General features: G+C 34.8%; 20 protein-coding genes. 13 read left to right on the top strand and 7 right to left on the bottom strand.

The annotated features are described in order from the left end of the window. Positions 1-17 precede the first annotated feature (17 nt). Positions 18-887 carry a tetratricopeptide repeat protein gene (locus BSF41_RS14765; RefSeq protein WP_095930271.1) on the top strand — a complete coding sequence of 290 codons (870 nt, stop codon included), beginning with the start codon at positions 18-20 and terminating at the stop codon, positions 885-887. 51 nt (positions 888-938) lie between these two features. On the opposite strand, the gene BSF41_RS14760 is transcribed toward BSF41_RS14765, so the two are convergent. Continuing rightward, on the bottom strand, positions 939-1,334 hold the full coding sequence (locus BSF41_RS14760; RefSeq protein ID WP_095930270.1) for a rhodanese-like domain-containing protein: 396 nt from the start codon (positions 1,332-1,334) through the stop codon (positions 939-941). 146 nt (positions 1,335-1,480) lie between these two features. Here BSF41_RS14760 and BSF41_RS14755 point away from each other — a divergent pair, with 146 nt between their 5' ends. From BSF41_RS14755 to BSF41_RS14710, 10 genes are all read left to right on the top strand, one after another. Continuing rightward, positions 1,481-2,383, top strand: coding sequence for a LysR family transcriptional regulator (locus BSF41_RS14755; RefSeq protein WP_095930269.1), 903 nt, complete (start codon positions 1,481-1,483; stop codon positions 2,381-2,383). Next, positions 2,368-2,817 (top strand): GNAT family N-acetyltransferase, encoded by a 450-nt coding sequence (locus BSF41_RS14750; RefSeq protein ID WP_095930268.1) that lies wholly within the window; start codon positions 2,368-2,370, stop codon positions 2,815-2,817. Before BSF41_RS14755 ends, BSF41_RS14750 begins: the two co-directional genes overlap by 16 nt. Before the next feature lie 115 nt (positions 2,818-2,932). Beyond that, positions 2,933-3,754: an SDR family oxidoreductase gene (locus BSF41_RS14745; RefSeq protein ID WP_095930267.1), complete on the top strand. Its 822-nt coding sequence runs from the start codon at positions 2,933-2,935 to the stop codon at positions 3,752-3,754. Between the two features lie 136 nt (positions 3,755-3,890). Continuing rightward, positions 3,891-4,460: a hypothetical protein gene (locus BSF41_RS14740; RefSeq protein WP_095930266.1), complete on the top strand. Its 570-nt coding sequence runs from the start codon at positions 3,891-3,893 to the stop codon at positions 4,458-4,460. Positions 4,461-4,645: 185 nt separating this feature from the next. Next, complete coding sequence (locus BSF41_RS14735) at positions 4,646-5,122, top strand: methylated-DNA--[protein]-cysteine S-methyltransferase (protein ID WP_095930265.1); 477 nt, start codon at positions 4,646-4,648, stop codon at positions 5,120-5,122. 86 nt (positions 5,123-5,208) lie between these two features. After that, positions 5,209-5,922, top strand: a complete 714-nt coding sequence (locus BSF41_RS14730; RefSeq protein WP_095930264.1) for a 3'-5' exonuclease — start codon at positions 5,209-5,211, stop codon at positions 5,920-5,922. Between the two features lie 97 nt (positions 5,923-6,019). Continuing rightward, a complete protein-coding gene (locus BSF41_RS14725; protein ID WP_095930263.1) occupies positions 6,020-7,090 on the top strand; it encodes a winged helix DNA-binding domain-containing protein in 1,071 nt (356 codons plus the stop codon). Between the two features lie 272 nt (positions 7,091-7,362). Beyond that, a complete protein-coding gene (locus BSF41_RS14720) occupies positions 7,363-8,802 on the top strand; it encodes a nucleoside recognition domain-containing protein (protein ID WP_095930262.1) in 1,440 nt (479 codons plus the stop codon). Positions 8,803-9,019: 217 nt separating this feature from the next. After that, on the top strand, positions 9,020-9,766 hold the full coding sequence (locus tag BSF41_RS14715) for a hypothetical protein (protein ID WP_095930261.1): 747 nt from the start codon (positions 9,020-9,022) through the stop codon (positions 9,764-9,766). A 76-nt stretch (positions 9,767-9,842) separates the two neighbouring features. Continuing rightward, the gene (locus tag BSF41_RS14710) at positions 9,843-11,447 is read left to right on the top strand and encodes a fumarate hydratase (protein WP_095930260.1); all 1,605 of its coding nucleotides are present in this window, start codon (positions 9,843-9,845) and stop codon (positions 11,445-11,447) included. Positions 11,448-11,575: 128 nt separating this feature from the next. Here BSF41_RS14710 and BSF41_RS14705 read toward each other — a convergent pair whose 3' ends face one another. Further along, positions 11,576-12,076, bottom strand: coding sequence for a PAS domain-containing protein (locus BSF41_RS14705; RefSeq protein ID WP_095930259.1), 501 nt, complete (start codon positions 12,074-12,076; stop codon positions 11,576-11,578). Positions 12,077-12,178: 102 nt separating this feature from the next. Next, the gene (dinB, locus tag BSF41_RS14700; protein ID WP_095930258.1) at positions 12,179-13,261 is read right to left on the bottom strand and encodes a DNA polymerase IV; all 1,083 of its coding nucleotides are present in this window, start codon (positions 13,259-13,261) and stop codon (positions 12,179-12,181) included. 140 nt (positions 13,262-13,401) lie between these two features. Between dinB and BSF41_RS14695 the strand changes: the two genes are divergently transcribed. Further along, positions 13,402-14,136 carry a metallophosphoesterase family protein gene (locus tag BSF41_RS14695; protein ID WP_095930257.1) on the top strand — a complete coding sequence of 245 codons (735 nt, stop codon included), beginning with the start codon at positions 13,402-13,404 and terminating at the stop codon, positions 14,134-14,136. Between the two features lie 49 nt (positions 14,137-14,185). After that, positions 14,186-14,707: a DUF6646 family protein gene (locus BSF41_RS14690; RefSeq protein WP_095930256.1), complete on the top strand. Its 522-nt coding sequence runs from the start codon at positions 14,186-14,188 to the stop codon at positions 14,705-14,707. Between the two features lie 109 nt (positions 14,708-14,816). On the opposite strand, the gene BSF41_RS14685 is transcribed toward BSF41_RS14690, so the two are convergent. The 4 genes from BSF41_RS14685 to BSF41_RS14670 form a co-directional block, all read right to left on the bottom strand. Continuing rightward, entirely contained in the window at positions 14,817-17,600 is a 2,784-nt protein-coding gene (locus tag BSF41_RS14685) for a M4 family metallopeptidase (protein ID WP_095930255.1), read from the bottom strand. Positions 17,601-17,970: 370 nt separating this feature from the next. Then, positions 17,971-18,630, bottom strand: coding sequence for a 3-oxoacid CoA-transferase subunit B (locus BSF41_RS14680; protein ID WP_095930254.1), 660 nt, complete (start codon positions 18,628-18,630; stop codon positions 17,971-17,973). Between the two features lie 99 nt (positions 18,631-18,729). Further along, positions 18,730-19,611, bottom strand: coding sequence for a class A beta-lactamase, subclass A2 (gene bla / locus BSF41_RS14675; RefSeq protein WP_095930253.1), 882 nt, complete (start codon positions 19,609-19,611; stop codon positions 18,730-18,732). 90 nt (positions 19,612-19,701) lie between these two features. Continuing rightward, complete coding sequence (locus BSF41_RS14670; protein WP_095930252.1) at positions 19,702-20,403, bottom strand: CoA transferase subunit A; 702 nt, start codon at positions 20,401-20,403, stop codon at positions 19,702-19,704. Positions 20,404-20,519 lie beyond the last annotated feature (116 nt).

The following is a 20,519-nucleotide window of genomic DNA, read 5'->3' as shown; positions in this document are numbered from 1 at the left end:
AACCTTAATCATTTAAAATGAAAAAAAACTTCTCGTTATTTTTAACTTTTAGCGGCTTTCTGGCACTGAATGCGCAAACCGTTGAAGAAAAAATCGCCACAAAAGCATGCGAGTGTTTAGAAAAAAGTTCAAAAGTTACTGAAGACGTTTATAGAGATTGTCTAACTAAACCAATGAGCGAAGTGATCTTGACAGATAAAGATCCTAAAGTTAGAGAATCAATAAACACAGTTGAAGGCATTCAGGGAATGATTCTGAAAGTTCAAGGTGTCATTTCAAAAAAATGTCCGAATCTGGTTCCTGAATTAATGGAAAACAAAGACGATGTTTTTTATAGCGAATCAAAGAACAAAAACGCGCAGAACTCTTATATAATTGCAAAAGATTTTATGCGCCAGAGCAACTATAAAATGGCTATCGAAAGTTTTCAGCTGGCTTTAAAAGAAGATCCAAATTTTGTTCTTGCTCTTGATGATATGGCTGTTTCTTACAGACAGTTAAACGATTATGATAATGCCATTAAATATTACAAAAAATCGCTCGAAATTTATCCCGAAGGAAATTTTGCCTTGATGAATATTGGTGTTGCCTATACTTTTAAATCTGATTATCAAACTGCGATAAGTTATTATGAAAAACTAATTCAATATCATCCAAACAATGCTGAAGGCTATTTTGGTGCTGGAAAAAACTATTTCATGCTGAAAGATGATGAAAAAGCGCTGGATAATCTTTTTTTGGCCCATATCATTTATACCAATGAAAATTCTGAATATGCAAAAGATTCTGAACAGCTTATTGGGGCTCTTTACCAGAAAATGAAATCGGAAAACAAAGAGGATGTATTCAAAAAAATTGCAGAGAAAAACAACATTAAAATTGAATAAAACTTAAATAAAAAGGCAGACTTATAATTCTAAAGTCTGCCTTTTTCAGTTTTAGCAAGCGCATTCTATTTTCAAACCTTTCTTTTCGCCTTTTGTACCTTCGGTTGCATATCCGTCGATTTTCCACCATTCTAGTCCGCCAATTAGTTCTTTTACTTTAAAACCTAATTTAGTCATATTCAAAGCTCCTTTTGTCGAAGCATTACAGCCAATTCCGGTGCAATATGTCACATATAGAATATCTTTATCTAAATGTCTTGTAGTTTCTAAATTCATTTCGCGGTGCGGAATATTAACGGCATTCGGAATATGTTCTTCATCGTATCCAAAAGCTCTTCTGGCATCGATTACAATTATTTTCTCGCCATTGTTTAAAGCTTCAAATAAATCAGACGGATCCATTTCAAAAGCTAGTTTGTTTTCATAATGTTTAATTTGTGCTTCCATGTTGTTTGCGTTTTGATGTTTTACTTTTCCAAAAGTAGCCCAACATCAAACATCATAAAAACGAAAAGAATTCATCAAAAGCATTACTTTTTTTCATGCAAAAGCCAGTCTAAAATTTTGTTACTTTGCGTATTAATTCTTCAAAAATGGAAATACGCCACTTAAAATTGATAAAAGCAATTGTCGAAGAAGGAAGCATCACAAAAGCGATCGACAAACTTCATTTGACACAATCGGCTTTGAGTCATCAGCTTAAAGAAGCCGAATATCAATTGGGAACAGCCATTTTTTTAAGAACAAATAAAAAACTAGTACTTACAAAAGCAGGCGAAAAAATCTACGAACTGGCCAATGAAATCCTGAACAAACTTGCCGAAGCCGAAACTCAAATCAAACAAATGGTCTTTGGCGAACATGGCGAAATCCGAATCAGTACTGAATGTTTCTCAAGTTACCATTGGCTTCCTTCCGTTTTAAAGCAATTTCATCTTTTATACCCAAATGTCGAATTGAAAATAGTAGCCGAAGCGACTCATATCCCATTGCAAAAACTTCTAGAAAACACAATTGACATTGCCATTGTAAGTGATCAGATAAAAGACAGCAATATAAAATATCAAGAGCTTTTTCAGGACGAGGTGGTAATGGTAGTTTCTGAAAATCATGCTTGGGCAGATAAAAAATATGTCGTTGCAGAAGATTTTATTAACGAGCATTTTATAATTCATTCGCTTCCGTTAGAAACCGTTACTATTCATCAGTTTCTTTTGGCTCCAGCCAAAGTAAGTCCGAAGAAAATAACTCCGATGCCATTAACCGAAGCTTCTCTAGAAATGGTAAAAGCCGATATGGGAGTCATGTCGATGGCAAAATGGGCATTTACGCCATATTTAAAAACCACTTCGCTAAAAGCAGTAAAAGTTGGAAAAAATGGTTTAAAAAGAAAGCACTTCATTGCAACACGCACCAATGAAAGTTATCCTGATTATTTCTATCATTTTATCAGCTTTTTACAAAACGAAATCAACTTGCAATGGAATATTCAATAAGAAACTGCGAAATCACAGACTTGCCTAAACTATTGGTTTTAATTCAGAAACATGCCGAATTTGAAAAAGCCGAATTTTCTCCTGAAGGAAAAGAAAAAGGTTTAAAAAATGCTTTATTTGGTCCAAACCCAAAACTATATTGTTTGGTTGTCGCTACAGAAGAAACCATTGTCGGTTATGCCTCTTACACTTTTGATTTTTCAACCTGGAATGCGCAAGACTTTCTTTACATGGATTGTTTGTTTTTGGAAGAAGAAACGAGAGGTTTTGGAATTGGCGAAATCTTAATCGAGAAATTAAAAGAAATCGGAAAACAAAACAATTGTGTCAACATACAATGGCAAACTCCAGAATTCAATACAAGAGCTATTAAATTTTACAACAGAATGGGCGCAAAAGGAAAAGACAAAGTCCGATTTACTTTAACTTTGTAACCAAAGAATCTCTCTGTGACTTTTAATCTTGCAAAGTCGCCAAGACGCTAAGTTTAATTTTCTTTGCAACTTTGCAACTTTGTAACTTTGTAACTTTGCAACTTAAAAAGAAAAAATGACAAAAATTAGTATACTTGGCTGTGGCTGGTTAGGGCTTCCTTTAGCAAAAGCATTAATTGCAAAAGGAAATTCGGTAAACGGATCTACAACTTCAGAAAATAAACTTTCCATTTTAGAAAATGCTGGAATAAATCCGTTTTTAGTAACGGTTGAAAGTGAAAGTGTTTCTGAAAACACCACTGATTTTTTAGCGGAAAGCGAAATCTTAATCATAGACATTCCGCCAAAATTAAGAGCCAATCAAAGTTTCTCAACTCCGCTCGAAATGACATTTGTAAACAAAATCAAGAATTTGATTCCGTTTATAGCAAAATCAACGGTTAAGAAAGTCCTTTTTGTAAGTTCAACATCGGTTTATGGAGATGAAAATGGTTTGGTAACAGAAGAAACTATTCCAAATCCAGATACTGAGAGTGGCAAACAGTTAGTTTTAGCAGAAAAGCTTCTTCAAGAAAATCAGAAATTTGAAACTACAATTCTGCGTTTCGGCGGATTAATTGGTGAAGATCGTCATCCTGTAAAGTTTTTAGCTGGAAAAGAAAACTTAGAAAATCCTGATGCTCCAATCAATTTAATTCATCAAAACGACTGTATTGGCATTATTGACGAAATCATAAATCAATCGAAATGGAATGAAGTTTTTAATGCAGTTGCACCTTTTCACCCAACAAGAGAGGAATACTATACTCAAAAAGCGATCGAAATGAATTTGCCAGAACCAAAATTCAATTCTGAAAAATCAAATATTAAAAAAGTGGTTTCTAGCGAAAAGATTGAAAACTATTTGAACTATAAATTCTGTTTAGATAATTATTAAACTCTAAGATATCCGGCTTGGTAAAGTTAAAATCCTTATTTAAACTTAAAGTGATACAAATACATCTTATTGAGGCTATTAAAAACACATCCATAAAACATTTTTGCAAAAAATTTATAACGCGAAAATCATGTCAATGGAACACAAATCATTTTTGTTTAATACGTCAGCATTCACAAAAGAATTATCAGAAATCATTCTTACTGCTGGAGAAACAGATAACGAAAAATTGTTAATTTCTTTTATAAACCAAAATTTAAACGATTTAAAGTCACCTTATTCAGGAGAAGAACTTACATCTGAATGGATAGAAGAGTTAGAAACCGAAGATATTCAAGAACTAGCAGATTTTGCAATGACAAAATATTATAATCCTGATGAAGAATTAGGGTTATCTTATAGCTGGGAATTATTATTAGAATCATTTGATGAATTAGACCTTAAGTTTAATAATGAATATTATATACTTGGCAAATCATTAGATTCTGAAAACTTTACTTTAGACCCAGGCAGAATGGGACTTGGTTTTATTGACTCTCAGCAAATTTCTAGCATTCATAAAGAACTAATAAGTTTAAAACAAAACTTCATAAATATCTTCGAGACTGAGAGCTTAGACAAAGAAGTTATCCAAGCTTATGAAGAATTAATTGAGATTTACGAAGAAGCCAAAGAATCAAACTGTGGACTATTAATGACTTTTTAATTGATTCTTTATGCTTCTAGACTTAACAAAGTCAGGGATATATTATTTTTCACAAGCCTTAGACTCGCTCAGGGTGACAATCGTTTAAAGCGTTATACAAAAACTTAAATTACTTACATGATTTAAAAAAACTTTGCGAACTTTGCGATTGACCTTTGCTTCTATACGGTTATAACTCAAAAATCATGGAAACAGTTTTCATCAATTCGCCTCTCGGAATCACCAAAATCATTGGAGATGAAAACGGTATTTCGGTAATTTCTGTTTCCGATGTTGGAACAAATGAAGTTTCTAAGGAAATTCCAGCCGTTTTACAAGAAGCCGTTTCACAATTGAATGAATATTTTGAAGGGAAAAGAACCGATTTTGATCTTAAACTAAATCCACAAGGAACCGAATTCCAGCAGAAAGTCTGGAAATCTCTTTTAGAAATTCCTTACGGAAAAACGGTTAGTTATATGGACCAGACCAAGAAATTGGGCGATGTAAAAGCAATTCGCGCTGTAGCATCAGCAAATGGCAAAAATCCGCTTTGGATTGTGGTTCCCTGTCACCGCGTTATTGGAACAAATGGGTCTTTAACTGGATATGCTGGCGGATTGTCACGCAAAAAATGGCTTTTGGAACACGAATGTCCGTCTGCACAACAAAGTTTATTCTAACGATTTTTAAATAGTAAGAATTTTACGCATATTTGTAAAACATAAAAATACAAGTCTAATTATCTAATATCTAAGAAGTCTTAAAAATGATTGAAAAAATAAACCTCAATAACATTTTATTTCTTGATATAGAAACCGTTCCCGAAGAAGAAAGCTTCAATTCGCTTGACGCGGAAATGCAATCGCTTTGGGATTTGAAAACACAATATCAGCGAAAAGATGAATTTTCTCCAGAAGAATTTTACGAACGTGCGGGAATTTGGGCCGAGTTCGGAAAGATAATCTGCATCTCTGTTGGCTTTTTTACCATCAAAGGAGATGTTCGTAATTTTAGGGTGACTTCGTTTTTTGGTGAAGAAAAGAAAATCTTAAAAGATTTTTCGAATCTGGTTAACAATCATTTTAATCAGCCTCAGCATTTGCTTTGCGGACATAATTCAAAAGAATTTGACATTCCGTTTATTGCCCGAAGAATGATCATCAACCAAATGCCCATTCCCGACAAATTGAATTTGTTCGGTAAAAAACCTTGGGAAATTCCGCATCTCGATACTCTCGAATTATGGAAATTTGGCGATTATAAGCATTTTACTTCGCTAAAATTGCTAACCAAGATTTTGGGAGTTCCTTCGCCAAAAGGCGATATTGACGGAAGCCAGGTTGCTCACGTCTATTATGTCGAAAAAGACATTGATCGAATTATTACGTATTGCGAAAAAGACACCATTGCTGTTGCGCAGGTTTTTCTTCGCTTGCGTCGAGAGGATTTGTTAATTGATGATGAGATTATTCATGTATAGCTTCTTTTTAGATGCTAAGGTTCTGAGTTGATAAGATACTAAGGTCATTTTTTATGTGAACTTGTATAACTTTTATGGTTTAAATTAATACTGAAAAATGATTCATTCCGAAATTTCACATTATCGTATGGCTTCTCAGAAGCTTTATCAGGAAAATCAATGTTCTCCACAAGAAATTGTAAAGCATTTTGGTGCTATGCAAGCTCAAGATTATGCAATGGCAAAATGGGCAATTGGTTCTCGTTGTAGTTCAAGCGAAAAAGAAATAGAAGAAGCCATAAATTCAGGTCAAATCATTCGAACTCATATTCTGCGTCCAACTTGGCATTTTGTTTCTCCTGATGATATTTATTGGATGCTGGAGCTTTCTTCGCCACAAGTAAAGCGCCTTTTTGCTACAATGGCCAAACAGCATGGTTTTGACGAAAAGAAATTCGATCAGGTCAATGCCGCCATAGAAAAACTTCTAGCAGGAAATAATCATTTAACACGAGAGGAAATCATGCAGGAACTTAACATTCAGAAAAAAGCTGGAGATTTATCCCCTGTTATTGTAATGATGAATGCCGAATTGGATGGTTTAGTTTGCAATGGTAAAATGAAAGGCAAACAAATTACTTATGCGCTGCTAGAAGAAAGAGTTTCTAAACCAAAAAACAAATTGTCAACAGAAGAAGCATTAGCCAAACTTGCCTTACGCTATTTTGAAAGTCATGGCCCAGCAACAATATATGATTTTTCATGGTGGTCAGGATTTCCTGCTACAATATGCAAGAAAATAATTAACGCAATAGAGTTGCAATTAGAAAATATTACTATTGATAATCAACAATATTGGTTCAAAAAAGGGCTAAGAGATGAGGGAAATTTTCGCGAAGGCGTACATTTTCTTCCTGCTTTTGATGAAATTTTAATTTCGTATAAAACACGCGAAGCTTCTTTTAACACCGAACATCAATCGAAAGTTTTTACCAATAATGGCATCTTTAAACCCATAATTTTAGAAAACGGAAAAGTAATCGGAATCTGGAAACGAACCATAAAAAAAGATTACGCCAAAATTGAAACGGAATTTTTTACTGAAACCGAAAGTTCGAAAAAAGAAATTTTGTTTGAAGGCATTAAAGCTTTTGAAACCTATTTGGAAACCAAAGTGGTGATTGTATAGTCCATTTTACAATAGATAAATTAGATTTTGCCCCGCTGGGCTTTTTAATTATTGTCTAATCGATTTCTATAAATATATCGCTCTTCCAGAGCTATTTACCTGACTAAAATTCAAAAAGAGCTTTGGAAGAGCGAAATATTTATAGCAAATGAAATTTCCCTATTTCAAAAAGCCCCCAACGAGGCGACATATAAACTCAAATTACCGTTTCATTATATAAAATCTTTATGCTTATTATTGCTAAATAATTACATTTACAAAAAATTACAATTATGGTATTAAGCAGATTTTGGTTAGCGATTTTTATTTCTTCGATTGTTTTTATTGTAGTCAGTTTGTTTACTGCCAACACGTATACCATTGATTCTATTTTGAATGGAAAGAAAGACGATCCAATTTTGGTTTCTGAAAAATACGTCGAAGAACTTCCTGCTTTCTTAAAAGACAGCATTAAAAAAGCGCCAGATCAGACCATGATTATCAATCGTGATACGCTTAATGCCGACACTACTTACGTTTACAAAAACAAAACCGTAAAAATTTACAGCGGACTTCAAAAATCTGATGGTTTATTGCCAACTTGTAAAAGCACTTTGGTTGATCTAATTTTGCCTCTTATTGCTTATTTAGCTTTTTTCTGTGGTTTGATGGAACTTTTAATCGTTTCTGGAGCTTCAGGAAAATTGGCCAAAGCTTTGAGTCCGGTTTTTGTGAAAGTTTTCCCGAGTATTCCTAAAAATCACCCTTCGATATCTTACATGACTTTGAATTTTGCTGCCAATTTCTTGGGATTAGATTCTGCTGCAACGCCATTCGGATTGAAAGCCATGGAAAGTTTACAAGAAATAAATCCCGAAAAAGACAAAGCGAGTGATGCGCAAATCATGTTTATGTGCCTTCATGCTTCTGGTTTGACTTTAATTGCAACTTCAATTATTGGTTACCGTGCTGCGGCAAACGCCAGTAATCCTGCCGATGTTATGCTGCCTTGTATTATAACATCTTTCATCGGAACCATTGCGGCTTTCCTGATTGTTGGAATCAAACAAAAAATCAATTTTAAAAGTGCTTCGCTTCTTATTGGTTTGATGGTTTTAATTGCTGCAATTGTAAGTTTGCTGATGTATGTGAATCATTTGGACTTAATCGGAAAAAACTATTTTACTTCTAACCTTTCTGGATTAATCTTAATTGCCATTATTGCATTTACTCTAATATTCTCATTCATACATGAAAAAAAATTCAAAGATGCAGAAACCACTGTTTTCGACACTTTTGTAGTTGGCGCCAATAACGGAGTTAAAACTGGAGTTACGATTTTTCCTTATGTTTTAGGAATGCTGGTTGCAATCTCACTATTCAGAAACAGCGGTTTATTCGAAATTATCAGCGATGCAATCGGATTTGTCTTTTCGAATTTAGGTGTAAGCAAAGAAATTACGAATGCATTGCCAGTTGCGATGCTTCGTCCATTTAGTTCTGCAGGTTCAAGAGGTTTTCTAATTGATTCGATGAATACCTTTGGAGCCGATTCTTTAACTGCAAGACTAAGCAGTATTTTCCAATGCAGCGCCGAGAGTACTTTCTACGTAATTGCGGTTTATTTTGGATCTGTAAACATCAAAAACACTCGTTACGCTTTGGGTACAATGCTTTTGGTAGATTTAATCTGTGTAATTACAGCCATTTTTGTAGCAACTTGGTTTTTTTAAAAAATTAAGAACATTTTTTTATCCTTAAAAAAAACACTCTAAATACCTTTATTACAAAGAATAAAGACTAATTAATTAAAGTTTTAAAAGAAGCCTTGAAAGTAATTAAACTTATTTTTCATGTGCTTCTTTTTCTTTTTTCTTCAAAAAAATCTCATAATTTTATACTTTAGAGGTTTCGCTAGAATTAAAAAAACAATTAAATATCTCCCCAAAGATGAAAATCCACACTCTATTTTTCTCCCTACTTATTTTTATCGGATGTCAAAAAACAAAACCTACAGATGCTGCGCCACCTATAGCAGAAATCATTGAACCGCAAGAGACATTAGAGGTTTCTGCTGATGAAAAGATTATTAAAACTGATACTGTAGCCATTTACACGGACGGAACAGAATCTTCTACAGATTTTATACTGGCGCATTTGGTAGATCAGCAAGCAGACAAGGACAGTATCGTTACGGTAAAATACCGATTAGACTTTTATCAGAATAAAACCAAAAGCGCCTCTTCTAAAGTTGCTATAAAAGGTTTTGAGAAAGATTCTGAGTGGACGGCTTCTTACGGATTAACATCTGAAACTTCTAAAAATTCGCCATTCATACAAATCACCGTTGGATTTCCTGCTTGTGGCTATGCGCATGACAACTACTTGTATTATCTAAAAAACAGCGGATTACAATTGGTACACCAATGGAGCTCTATGACCGACAGCGGCTGGGGAAGCTGGGTTGAAATTGTAAATACTTCTACTAAATCTGATCCAAAATCCTTTTATTGCAAAACTGTTGCGTTTATACCTGCGGACGAAGATGAAAACATGGACATGGGCATCCTTAAGCACTCAGACTCAATAGCTTTCGAATTAAAAGATAATAAATGGAAAAAAATGTTACTCTCTGCCAAAGACAAACCGTACTTTGAAAAAAAGATGACGTTTGATCAATTTAACGCTGCAGAGTAAAAAACATCTGCAGAAGAGTCCTAATTCAAATTCTTTCTTAGGTAAATAATTTCTAAATTTGTAAAAAAACAAAACAATGATCGATTTTATATACCAAGATCCTTATCCGATCTTAAAGGATGATACGCAGTATCGCAAAATCACTTCTGATTTTGTGAAAGTAGAACAATTTGGAGAACGTGAAGTTTTAACCGTTGATCCAAAAGGTTTAGAATTATTGGCTGAAGAAGCTTTGACAGATGTTTCGTTTATGCTACGAACAACGCATTTACAGAAACTAAGAAAAATTCTTGACGATCCAGAAGCAACAGACAATGATCGATTTGTAGCTTACAACTTGCTTCAAAATGCTTCTGTCGCTGCTGAAGGTCAGTTGCCAAGCTGTCAAGATACTGGAACTGCGATTGTAATGGCTAAAAAAGGCGAAAGCATTTTTACTGGTGTTGATGACGCAGAGTGGTTAAGCCGTGGTATTTTTAATACGTATCAAAAAAGAAATTTACGTTATTCTCAGATTGTTCCGATTTCGATGTTTGAAGAGAAAAATTCAGGATCAAATCTTCCGGCACAAATTGATATTTATGCTAAAAAAGGAACTTCTTACGACTTTTTGTTCATGGCAAAAGGTGGAGGATCTGCAAACAAAACATACTTATACCAACAAACAAAGTCTTTGTTGAATGAAAAATCATTAGATGAATTCATTCGCACAAAAATTAAAGATTTAGGAACTTCTGCTTGTCCTCCATACCATTTAGCTTTGGTAATTGGCGGAACTTCTGCTGAAGCAAACTTAAGCGCTGTTAAAAAAGCTTCTGCTGGATATTATGACCACCTTCCAACTTCTGGAAACATGGCGGGCCAAGCTTTCCGTGATTTTGAATGGGAAGAAAGAGTTCAGAAAATCTGCCAAGAAAGTGCTATTGGAGCGCAATTTGGAGGAAAATATTTCACGCACGATGTTCGTGTAATCCGTTTGCCTCGTCACGCAGCTTCTTGTCCGGTTGGATTGGGTGTTTCTTGCTCGGCAGATAGAAATATCAAAGGAAAAATCACTAAAGACGGAATCTTTGTTGAGCAGTTAGAAGTAAATCCAAAGCAATTTTTACCAGAAACAGCTCCGCATTTAGAAGCTCCTGTAGAAATTGATTTAGATCAACCTATGGCAGATATTTTGGCTAAATTATCTCAATATCCTGTTAAAACTCGTTTAAAACTAAACGGAACTGTAATTGTTGCCCGAGATATTGCTCACGCAAAAATTAAAGAATTGTTAGACGCTGGAAAACCAATGCCAGAGTATTTCAAAAATCACCCCGTGTATTACGCTGGTCCTGCAAAAACTCCAGACGGAATGGCTTCTGGAAGTTTCGGACCAACAACTGCGGGTCGTATGGATGTTTATGTGGATGAATTCCAGAAAAATGGCGGAAGTATGATTATGCTGGCAAAAGGAAACCGTACCAAACAAGTTACTGATGCCTGCAACAAATACGGCGGATTCTATTTGGGGTCTATCGGTGGGCCTGCTGCTATTTTGGCTCAAGATAATATCTTAAAAGTGGAAGTTGTTGATTTTGAAGAATTAGGAATGGAAGCTGTTCGTAAAATCACCGTCAAAGATTTCCCTGCGTTTATTATCACCGACGATAAAGGAAATGATTTCTTTGCTAATTTATAAAGATGTTTTGCCACAAAGGCACTAAGACGCAAAGTTTTTTATAAAAATAAAGCTATCCCTAACGGATAGCTTTATTTTTTTCTCTTTAAAAAACATCTTTGTGTCTTAGTGCCTTTGCGGCAAAATAACTAAGCGCTTATGTCTTGTTTTTCGAAGGCTATAAAATGAGATATCTCACCTTTCAGGTTATAAACTGGCGAGGCATCGATTTTACATTTATAGGTTTGACCGTTTTTTCTATAATTTTCGAGGGTTTTGGCAAAAGGAATCTTCTTTTTTACCGCATCTCTAATTTCCTTTAAATCTTTTTGTGAAGTTGCTGGGCCTTGAAACATCTTAGGGGTTTTTCCTAAGACTTCTTCTTCTTTGTAACCCGTCATTTTTTTTATTCCGCTTGACGCGAAAACTATTTTCAAATCTAAATCGGTTATTAAAACCACTTCATTTTTGATTCGTTCCTGAATATTGAGCGTTTTTTCATCCCAGATAAACTCATCTGAGATTTCGCTTACCCTTTTTAAATCAGTACTTAATGCTTTTAGCTCGTTTAGATATTCGTAATGAAAATCCCAAGAAAGAATTGGAACTGAATTTCGCTGTAACGGATCGTCGGAATTTCTATTTTTCATACAAAATCAATTCAGAAGACAGATATATCTTTTTACTCAAAGATAGCAGAAAAATCTTGTTATTCATAACCTAGCCTTATTTTAAACTTTTCAAAATTGTTATTAAAAAGTAAATTTAAGCTGTACTACCACCGCTTTTTTTACCTCGTTATTTAAATTGCTCAACGAAATTCCGAGCAATCGTACTGAATCTTTCATTTTTTCCTGGTACAATAATTCCTCAACGTTTTCCATAATCAGACTTTTATCAGAAATAAAATAGGGAAGCGTTTTACTCCTCGTCTGCTGCGAAAAATCGCTGTATTTGATTTTGAGCGTAATCGTTTTTCCAGAAATGTTATGCCTTTGAAGACGTTTCTCTAGCGAAGTTGCAATACGCTCCAACTGTTGCATCATAAAAATCTCCGAAGACAAATTCACATCAAAAGTATGTTCTGCAGCAACAGATTTGGTAATTCGTGAAGATTTTACTTCGCTATTATGAATGCCTCGAACCACATGGTAATAAAATGTTCCCGATTTTCCGAAGTGCTTTTCTAAAAACTCTAGAGATTTGCTTTTCAAATCGGTTCCTGTAAAAATTCCGAGCTGATACATTTTTTCTGTAGTTACTTTTCCAACTCCGTAAAATTTACGAATGGGAAGATCCTCCAGAAAAGCTTCTACCTCGTCGGGATTTACCGTTTTTTGTCCGTTTGGTTTGTTATAATCGCTGGCAATTTTAGCCACAAATTTATTGACCGAAATTCCCGCCGAAGCCGTCAACCCTACTTCATTAAAAATTCTTTGCCTAATTTCCTGTGCCAAAAGACTTGCGCTAGGATTTCCTTTTTTGTTTTTGGTAACGTCCAAGTAAGCTTCGTCAAGCGAAAGAGGCTCGACTAAATCAGTATAATCATGAAAGATTTTATGAATCTTGGATGAAATTTCCTTGTAACGATCAAATCTGGGTCTGACGAAGATAATGTCCGGGCAGTATTTTTTTGCTAAAACCCCGCTGATGGCACTACGAACGCCAAACTTTCTGGCTTCGTAACTTGCAGCCGAAACTACACCTCGATTTTCAGAACCTCCAACTGCTACCGGTTTGCCTCTTAATTCCGGATTGTCCATCTGTTCTACCGATGCGTAAAATGCATCCATATCAATATGGATAATTTTGCGATATGTTGGTGTTTCAGACATTTTGCAAATTTACTGAGGAAAAATAATAAAAAAGTATTGTAAGTAGTTATAAATCATATCAATTTTTAAAGAATCTGAATTCAATGAGTTCAAACCAATTATTCTTTCTATTTTTGTTCTTCTACTCGAAAAATTAAATAATGCGAACATTTGTTATAGGTGACATTCATGGCGGATTACTTGCACTTGAACAAGTACTAGAGAGAGCCAACGTTACCACAGAAGATACTCTAATTTTTTTGGGCGATTATGTTGACGGCTGGAGTCAGTCTGTTGAAGTAATCGACTATTTGATTGATTTAAAAAGCAAACAAAACTGCATCTGCATACGAGGAAATCATGATCAGCTGGCTTTGGACTGGCTCGAAAACAGACATGATGATTTTGATGAAGAAATGTGGTACAAACATGGCGGAAAAGCTACGGTTGAAGGTTATGCTAAAATTTCTGAAGAGAAAAAGAAAGCGCATATCGAATTTCTAGAAAATCTTCAGGATTTTTATCTTGACGATCACAATCGTTTGTTTGTTCATGCAGGCTTCACTAATTTGAATGGTGTAAAATGGGAATATTTTTCTAAACTATTTTACTGGGATAGAACCCTTTGGGAAACAGCACTTTCATTAGACCCAAAATTAAAAGAAGACGATTTACACTATCCGAAAAGATTTACCGTTTATAAGGAAGTTTATATTGGCCACACACCCGTTACCCGAATTGGAGAAACGGTTCCTGTAAACAGAGCTTGTGTCTGGAATGTAGATACAGGCGCAGCATTTAGAGGTCCGCTTACGATTTTAGATGTTGATACTAAGGAATACTGGCAAAGTGAACCACTGAACGAACTCTATTTTAACGAAAAAGGTAGGAATTAATTTATTTAAATTTTACATTTGCTACCCAAATAATTAATATTAAATTTTTATGAAAAAGGTTATTACACTTGTATTTTTAGTGACATTCGGATTTGTTAATGCTCAAGAAGCTTTTAAAGGAAAGGGAGATATTAAAGTAAACGTAGGAGCTAATTTGCAAGATGGTGGTTCTGGAATTCAAGGTTCTGTTGATTTTGGTTTAGGAGAAAATTTCTCTTTTGGTTTTGTCTCTAACTACTTATTAGGAGTAGACACTTATTATTACAGTTTTCCTAATGGAGCGTCTGGTACTGCTAAACCTGATTTTGGGGATCGTTTTGATGCAAAAGCAAGAATTAATGCTAACTTATCTAGTGTAATTGGAGTAAAAGAATTGGACGTATACCCTGGATTAAGCTTAGGTTTACGTAATTTCGGAGGTCATGTTGGAGGCCGTTATTTCTTCACAGAAGGATTTGGTGTTTTCACAGAAATCGGATTCCCAATTGCAAAATACAGTTCAAGCGATGATCGTTTTTATCATTTGAATAATCAAGCTACTTTTAGTTTAGGAGCTTCATTTAATTTATAGTTTTTAAAGTTTCTAAGATACTGAGATCCTAAGTTTCTAAGTTTCTAAGATTTTGAAAAAGAAAAACCGCCCAAGTAGGCGGTTTTTTACTTTTTATAGTATTATTATTTTATTTTTTAGCGAATTTCTTAACGATTCTTTTTGTGCCGTTGTTCAATTCTATAATGTAAATTCCCGTACTTAACAGGCTTACATCTATAGGGCTTTCAGAAAGTTCACCTTTACTAATTTGCTGACCTAAAACATTTGTAATTCTAAATGTATATCCTTTATTGTTTAAAAATGAAACATTTAGCTCATTTGTAACAGGATTTGGATATAATACAAATTCAGAATTTTCATTAGTCTCAATCAATCCCGCAACAAGTTCTTCATTCACAATTGGTCCTAAAGCTGTTATGTTTATCGAATAATCTTCGACCTGTCCATAAGAAAAACTTTCGCAAGATGTTGGAACTCCATTGTATTTCATAGAAACTCTAAGTCTTGTTGTCCCAAGAGTTGCTGTTGCCGGAATTGTAATAGTTCCAGATGCCGAAGTTGCTGTTGATGTCGCTTTTGTCCAAACCGTTTCACCAGAATCGGCAAAATCACCATCTTGATTGTAATCTATAAATACAGCATATCCTTCACTGTAAACTGTAGATGTCCAGCTCGGTGTGATCGTAATTGTATATGCAGTTCCTCTTGTTGCATTTGCCGAAATTGAGGTGTAATTTTCATAACCCGCTGTTCCTGTAGATGTATTGTTGATTGTTCCAAATACAACTTTACCAATTCTTTCGTCTGCCGTACTATTACCCTGAGATGTACAATATGTTAATCCCGCAGAAGTAGTTGTAACATTTACTGTATTACTCGCTGTCGAAACATTTCCTGCCGCATCTTTAGCTTTTACACTAAAACTATAAGCTGTTAATGCTGTTAAACCAGTTACGGTATAACTAGTTGTTGCAGACGAACCTTTTAATGTTGTTCCTTGGTAAATATCATACCCTGTAACAGCAACATTATCTGTTGAGGCTGTCCAGGATAAATTAGTCGTTGTTCCCGTAGTGCCCGAAGCTGCAAGACTTGTTGGAGCTGTAGGCGCAACAGTATCAGTAGATCCTACATAAGCTGCGCCAATACCTACTGCAAAAAAAGCATTGGTTGTTGCTATAACTTCAGCCGAACCTGCACCATACAAATCTATTGCAGATTGTATTCCTGATGTCCTTGCATTTGCATAAGTAGAATTTGCGGTTAAATACACACTTTCTAAACGATAGGCAATTTTTGCAGCTTTATCGATAGTTATACCAGTCACATTATAGGTGCTTCCAATATCATTTGTTCCTGATTTACCAACTGATAAAATATAAAACCAATGATTCAAAACTCCAGAATTGGTATGAACGCCGCAATAATCATTACTACTAGTGGGTGTACAGCTTTGGCTCACCCAATTAGTTCCTCCATAAGTATCTGGTTGCCCCTCAGATTTTGGATTACTCATAGAGCGCAAAGCAAGATGCCCTGATCTTCTTTCAATATCTTCTCCCACTAACCATGTCGATTTTGTTGGTGCAGCACGATATTCGATACAAGCTCCCCAAATATCAGAGAAACCCTCATTCATTGCTCCTGATTCTTTTTGATAAGCAAGATTTGCTGTATAAGTACAAACCGCATGTCCTATTTCATGTCCAGCAACATCTATTGACGTCAAGATATCAAATCCTCCAGTTCCTGTTCCGTCGCCATAAGTCATAACACTTCCGTTCCAGAATGCATTATTGTTATTTGGATATCCAGCAGCTACTAAATTGTAGTGAACATAACTTCTAATTTTTGCTCCAGCATTGTCATAACTGTTTCTTCCATGAACAGCAGACCAATAATCATATGTCATTTCAGCACCCCAATGTGCATCTAATGCTCCATTATCTTTATTTGTATTATTATACTCAGCAGCTGTCCAGTTATTGTCAGCATCGGTGAAATTGGTTGTTGGGTATGTCGCTGTTCTGGCAGAATTATAGGTTTGAATTCCATTTCCGCGAGTTCCATCAGATAAAATATAAGAAGATCCGCTTAGAGTAGTCTGAATGGTCTGAGTTCCGCTATAACGTGTCGCTGCATTTGCTGCAACAATTGCAACTTTTGCATTAGATGCTACCTCTTGCTTTGCTTTCGCAGACTCCAATTTTCCTCCGTGACTATATTCTCCAAGGTGTTTTATTGTAGCATTATAAAACAAAACATTTCCAGTTTCAGCATCGATATAGAGATCACCTCTGCTCAACGGATTCGTAGCATAGATATCAAACTTATAAGCCAATCGAACTTTGTCTGATTTTCTATCCTGTCCCTGTTCTTCCATATCTGGTAATAAAACCAATTCCCCTTTTGGTTTTTCATAATCCATTGCAGCGGCATCTTCGGGTTTTTCCCATAAGTATTCTTTTGCTCCCGTGTAAGCAATCGCTTTAGCAAATGCATCCTGACTTGATAATTTTGGAGTAGTTTTTACATTATTAAAAGCATAAAACTCACCATTCATAGAAACCAATTTGCCTTCTTTAGAATGTAATGTATAATTGGCAAATTCTACTTTAATTCCTTGTTCATACAACTGAAACTTTTCATGAGTAAACCCCTCTCTGTCTGATTCAGTTTTAACTTTCAAAAAAGATTGGTTATCCTTTAGTCCAAGTTGCTCTTTAAAAACAGTATTGTAATCTGTTCCCTTGTAGGTGGATTTATCACTAAAAGTGATTAGACTCGGTTGTCCATTTTCTGATAAATTTTTCTGACTTATCCGCTTGTCTGTATTCTGAGCAAATACAGGCGCTGAAAATGTAAGAATAATAACGGCTGACGCCATAATCTTGGGTAATTTTCTTTCCATAATAATGTGGTATTTAATTTTGGTTAAATGGATTACAAACAAAATATTTAATGTAGGTAAATACTTTATTTTTGTGTAAAAATATTTTATTTATGTTAGATAATCGATTAAATATGTCTTTAATCGATAAAAAGCAACATTTTTTACATTAATTCCATTTTTATTTAACAAACCATAATAATCTCGTAAGAAAATGCCTTAAAAAATAATTATTTCACTGATTAATAACTACTTATATTTGAAAATAAGTTTTGAATCTGATATAATTTATTAATATCAATAGCAATAAATCCTTTAATTAATTCCTACAAAAAAGGCCAGCTCTTTTAAAAGCTGGCCTTGATCGGTTTTTTTAGAAAAAAATATTTTTTTAGCTGATATCCATTTCAGGAATTTCTCCTTCAATAATCAAATCGGCTTCGGTTGAGGCGATGATGTGATCGACTGAGACACCTGGCGCTCGTTCTAAGAGCTTAAAACCTTTTTCGGTTACTTCTAGAACTGCAAGCTCTGTTACAACCTTTTTAACGCATCCTACTCCAGTCAATGGCAAAGTGCATCTTTTTAAGATTTTTGACTCACCTGCTTTGTTTACGTGCATCATGGCAACGATGATATTTTCGGCGGAAGCCACCAAATCCATTGCGCCCCCCATTCCTTTTACCATTTTACCTGGAATTTTCCAGTTTGCGATGTCTCCGTTTTCAGAAACTTCCATCGCTCCTAGAATTGTCAAATCTACTTTTTGGCTACGAATCATTCCAAAACTGAAAGCCGAATCAAAGAAACTTGCACCCGGAAGTGTTGTAATAGTTTGTTTTCCTGCATTGATCACATCTGCATCTTCTTCTCCTTCAAAAGGAAAAGGCCCCATTCCGAGAACTCCATTTTCACTTTGGAATTCAACCGCTATATCCTCTCGAACATAATTTGCGACCAAAGTCGGAATCCCAATTCCAAGATTTACAAAATAACGGTCTTTTACTTCTTTTGCAATTCGTTTTGCTATATCTTCTTTACTAAGTGCCATAGTTTTAATGTATCTTTTTAATGTGTCAATTAGTCAATTTGATAATAAGATAATTCTATACACAATCTAAATTAATTATCTAATTGACTCATTTTCTAATTATCTAATAAAATAATTCCAGACTGCTTTTGTGATATCTGCAACTATTTTTTCTGTGTCTTCTTTCTTTTCTGTAATATCTTTTAAATAAACAGAAACAATAAGATGTTTTCCATTTGGAAGTTTTACAATTCCAATGTCATTCATTGCTACTCTCAAATTAGCATCATTCGTTCCAGAGATTCCAGTTCGATGTGCCAATTCTGTTCCTTCAGGAAGTCCAGCTTTCATCCAAGTAAGACCTCTTGAAGTTTCTACCATTATCTGATATAGATACTTCGTGGTTTCTTCTTTTAGAACTTTACCTTTAAAAAACTTCTCCAGCAATTCTGTAGTTGCTAACGGAGTGGTGGTGTTGATATACAGATTTTTCCAAGTCTTCATTTGATCTTCGTTCACTTTAATAACGAAATCCTTGATTCCCTGTTCGTTTATAAACTTCTGAATGTATTTTGTGCCTCCAACTAATTTGATCAAAATGTCGCATCCGTTATTATCACTATGCGAAACCGTATATCGAAGTATTTTATCCAAAGTCAAGTTTACATTTCCTTCTGGATAATCTTCTTTCATCGGGCTCCACGTATCTTCCTTTAAGTCTTTCTTTTTTACGAAAATTTCCTGCGTAAGATTGAACTCGCCTTCATCAACTTTATGCAAAACTGCCAAAGCAATATGAAATTTAAACACGCTCATCATTGGCATTTTTAAATTTCCGTTAATACTCAAAGTGTCTTTGTCTTCAATGTTTTTTATTGAAACTCCGACCGTCGCATTTTTACTTGAAATGATTTGCTGCAATTGATTTCTAAGTTCATTGGTGCCTTGAGAAAAAACCTGAAACGATACGAACGAAAAAAGAGCTATACTAAATCTAGTCATATTTTTAATGTGTCAATTAGTCAATTTGATAATAAGATAATTCTATACACAATCTAAATTAATTATCTAATTACCTCATTTTCTAATTATCTAATTTCTAGCTCTTACTGTGCGTTGCTCAATTCTCTTTTCAAATTTTTCTCCTTGAAAGATACGCTGTACCATAATTCCAGGAATATGAATTTGATTGGGGTCTAATGTGCCAACAGGAACCAACTCTTCTACTTCTGCAATTGTGATCTTTCCTGCACCCGCCATACAAGCATTGAAGTTTCTGGCTGTTCCTTTGAAAATCAGATTTCCGGCTTCATCGCCTTTCCAAGCTTTTACAATAGAAAAATCGGCTTTGAAAGCTTCTTCCATAATATGCATTTTTCCATTAAACTCGCGTGCTTCTTTTCCTTCAGCAACTTCAGTTCCGTAACCTGCTGGTGTAAAGAAAGCAGGAATTCCAGCCTGAGCCGCACGACAGCGTTCTGCCAAAGTTCCTTGAGGCGTCAATTCAACTTCTAATTCTCCCGAAAGCATCTGACGTTCAAATTCGGCGTTTTCTCCCACATAAGAAGAAATCATTTTTTTGATCTGCTTTTTCTGCAACAACAATCCCAAACCAAAATCGTCTACACCAGCATTGTTGGAAATACAGGTTAAATCTGAAATGGATGTATTTACCAAAGCTGCGATTGTATTTTCAGGAATACCACATAAACCGAAACCACCAAACATAATGGTCATACCGCTATCGATTCCTTCAATAGCTTCATGAACGTTATTTACTTTTTTTGTTATCATAACAAACTATCTTTATTGCTGAATATTTTTGATAAAAATAAGATTTTTAGGTGAAATTATAACGATTTCGTAAAAATAAAACGAAAAGAAAAATCCCTTTACAAATCTTCTAGAAG

It is taken from the genome of Flavobacterium sp. ACN2, assembly GCF_002303885.1.
Classification (GTDB): Bacteria; Bacteroidota; Bacteroidia; order Flavobacteriales; family Flavobacteriaceae; genus Flavobacterium.
The sequence above is the reverse complement of the archived record's forward strand: the minus strand, read 5'-3'. Positions and strand labels throughout refer to the sequence as shown.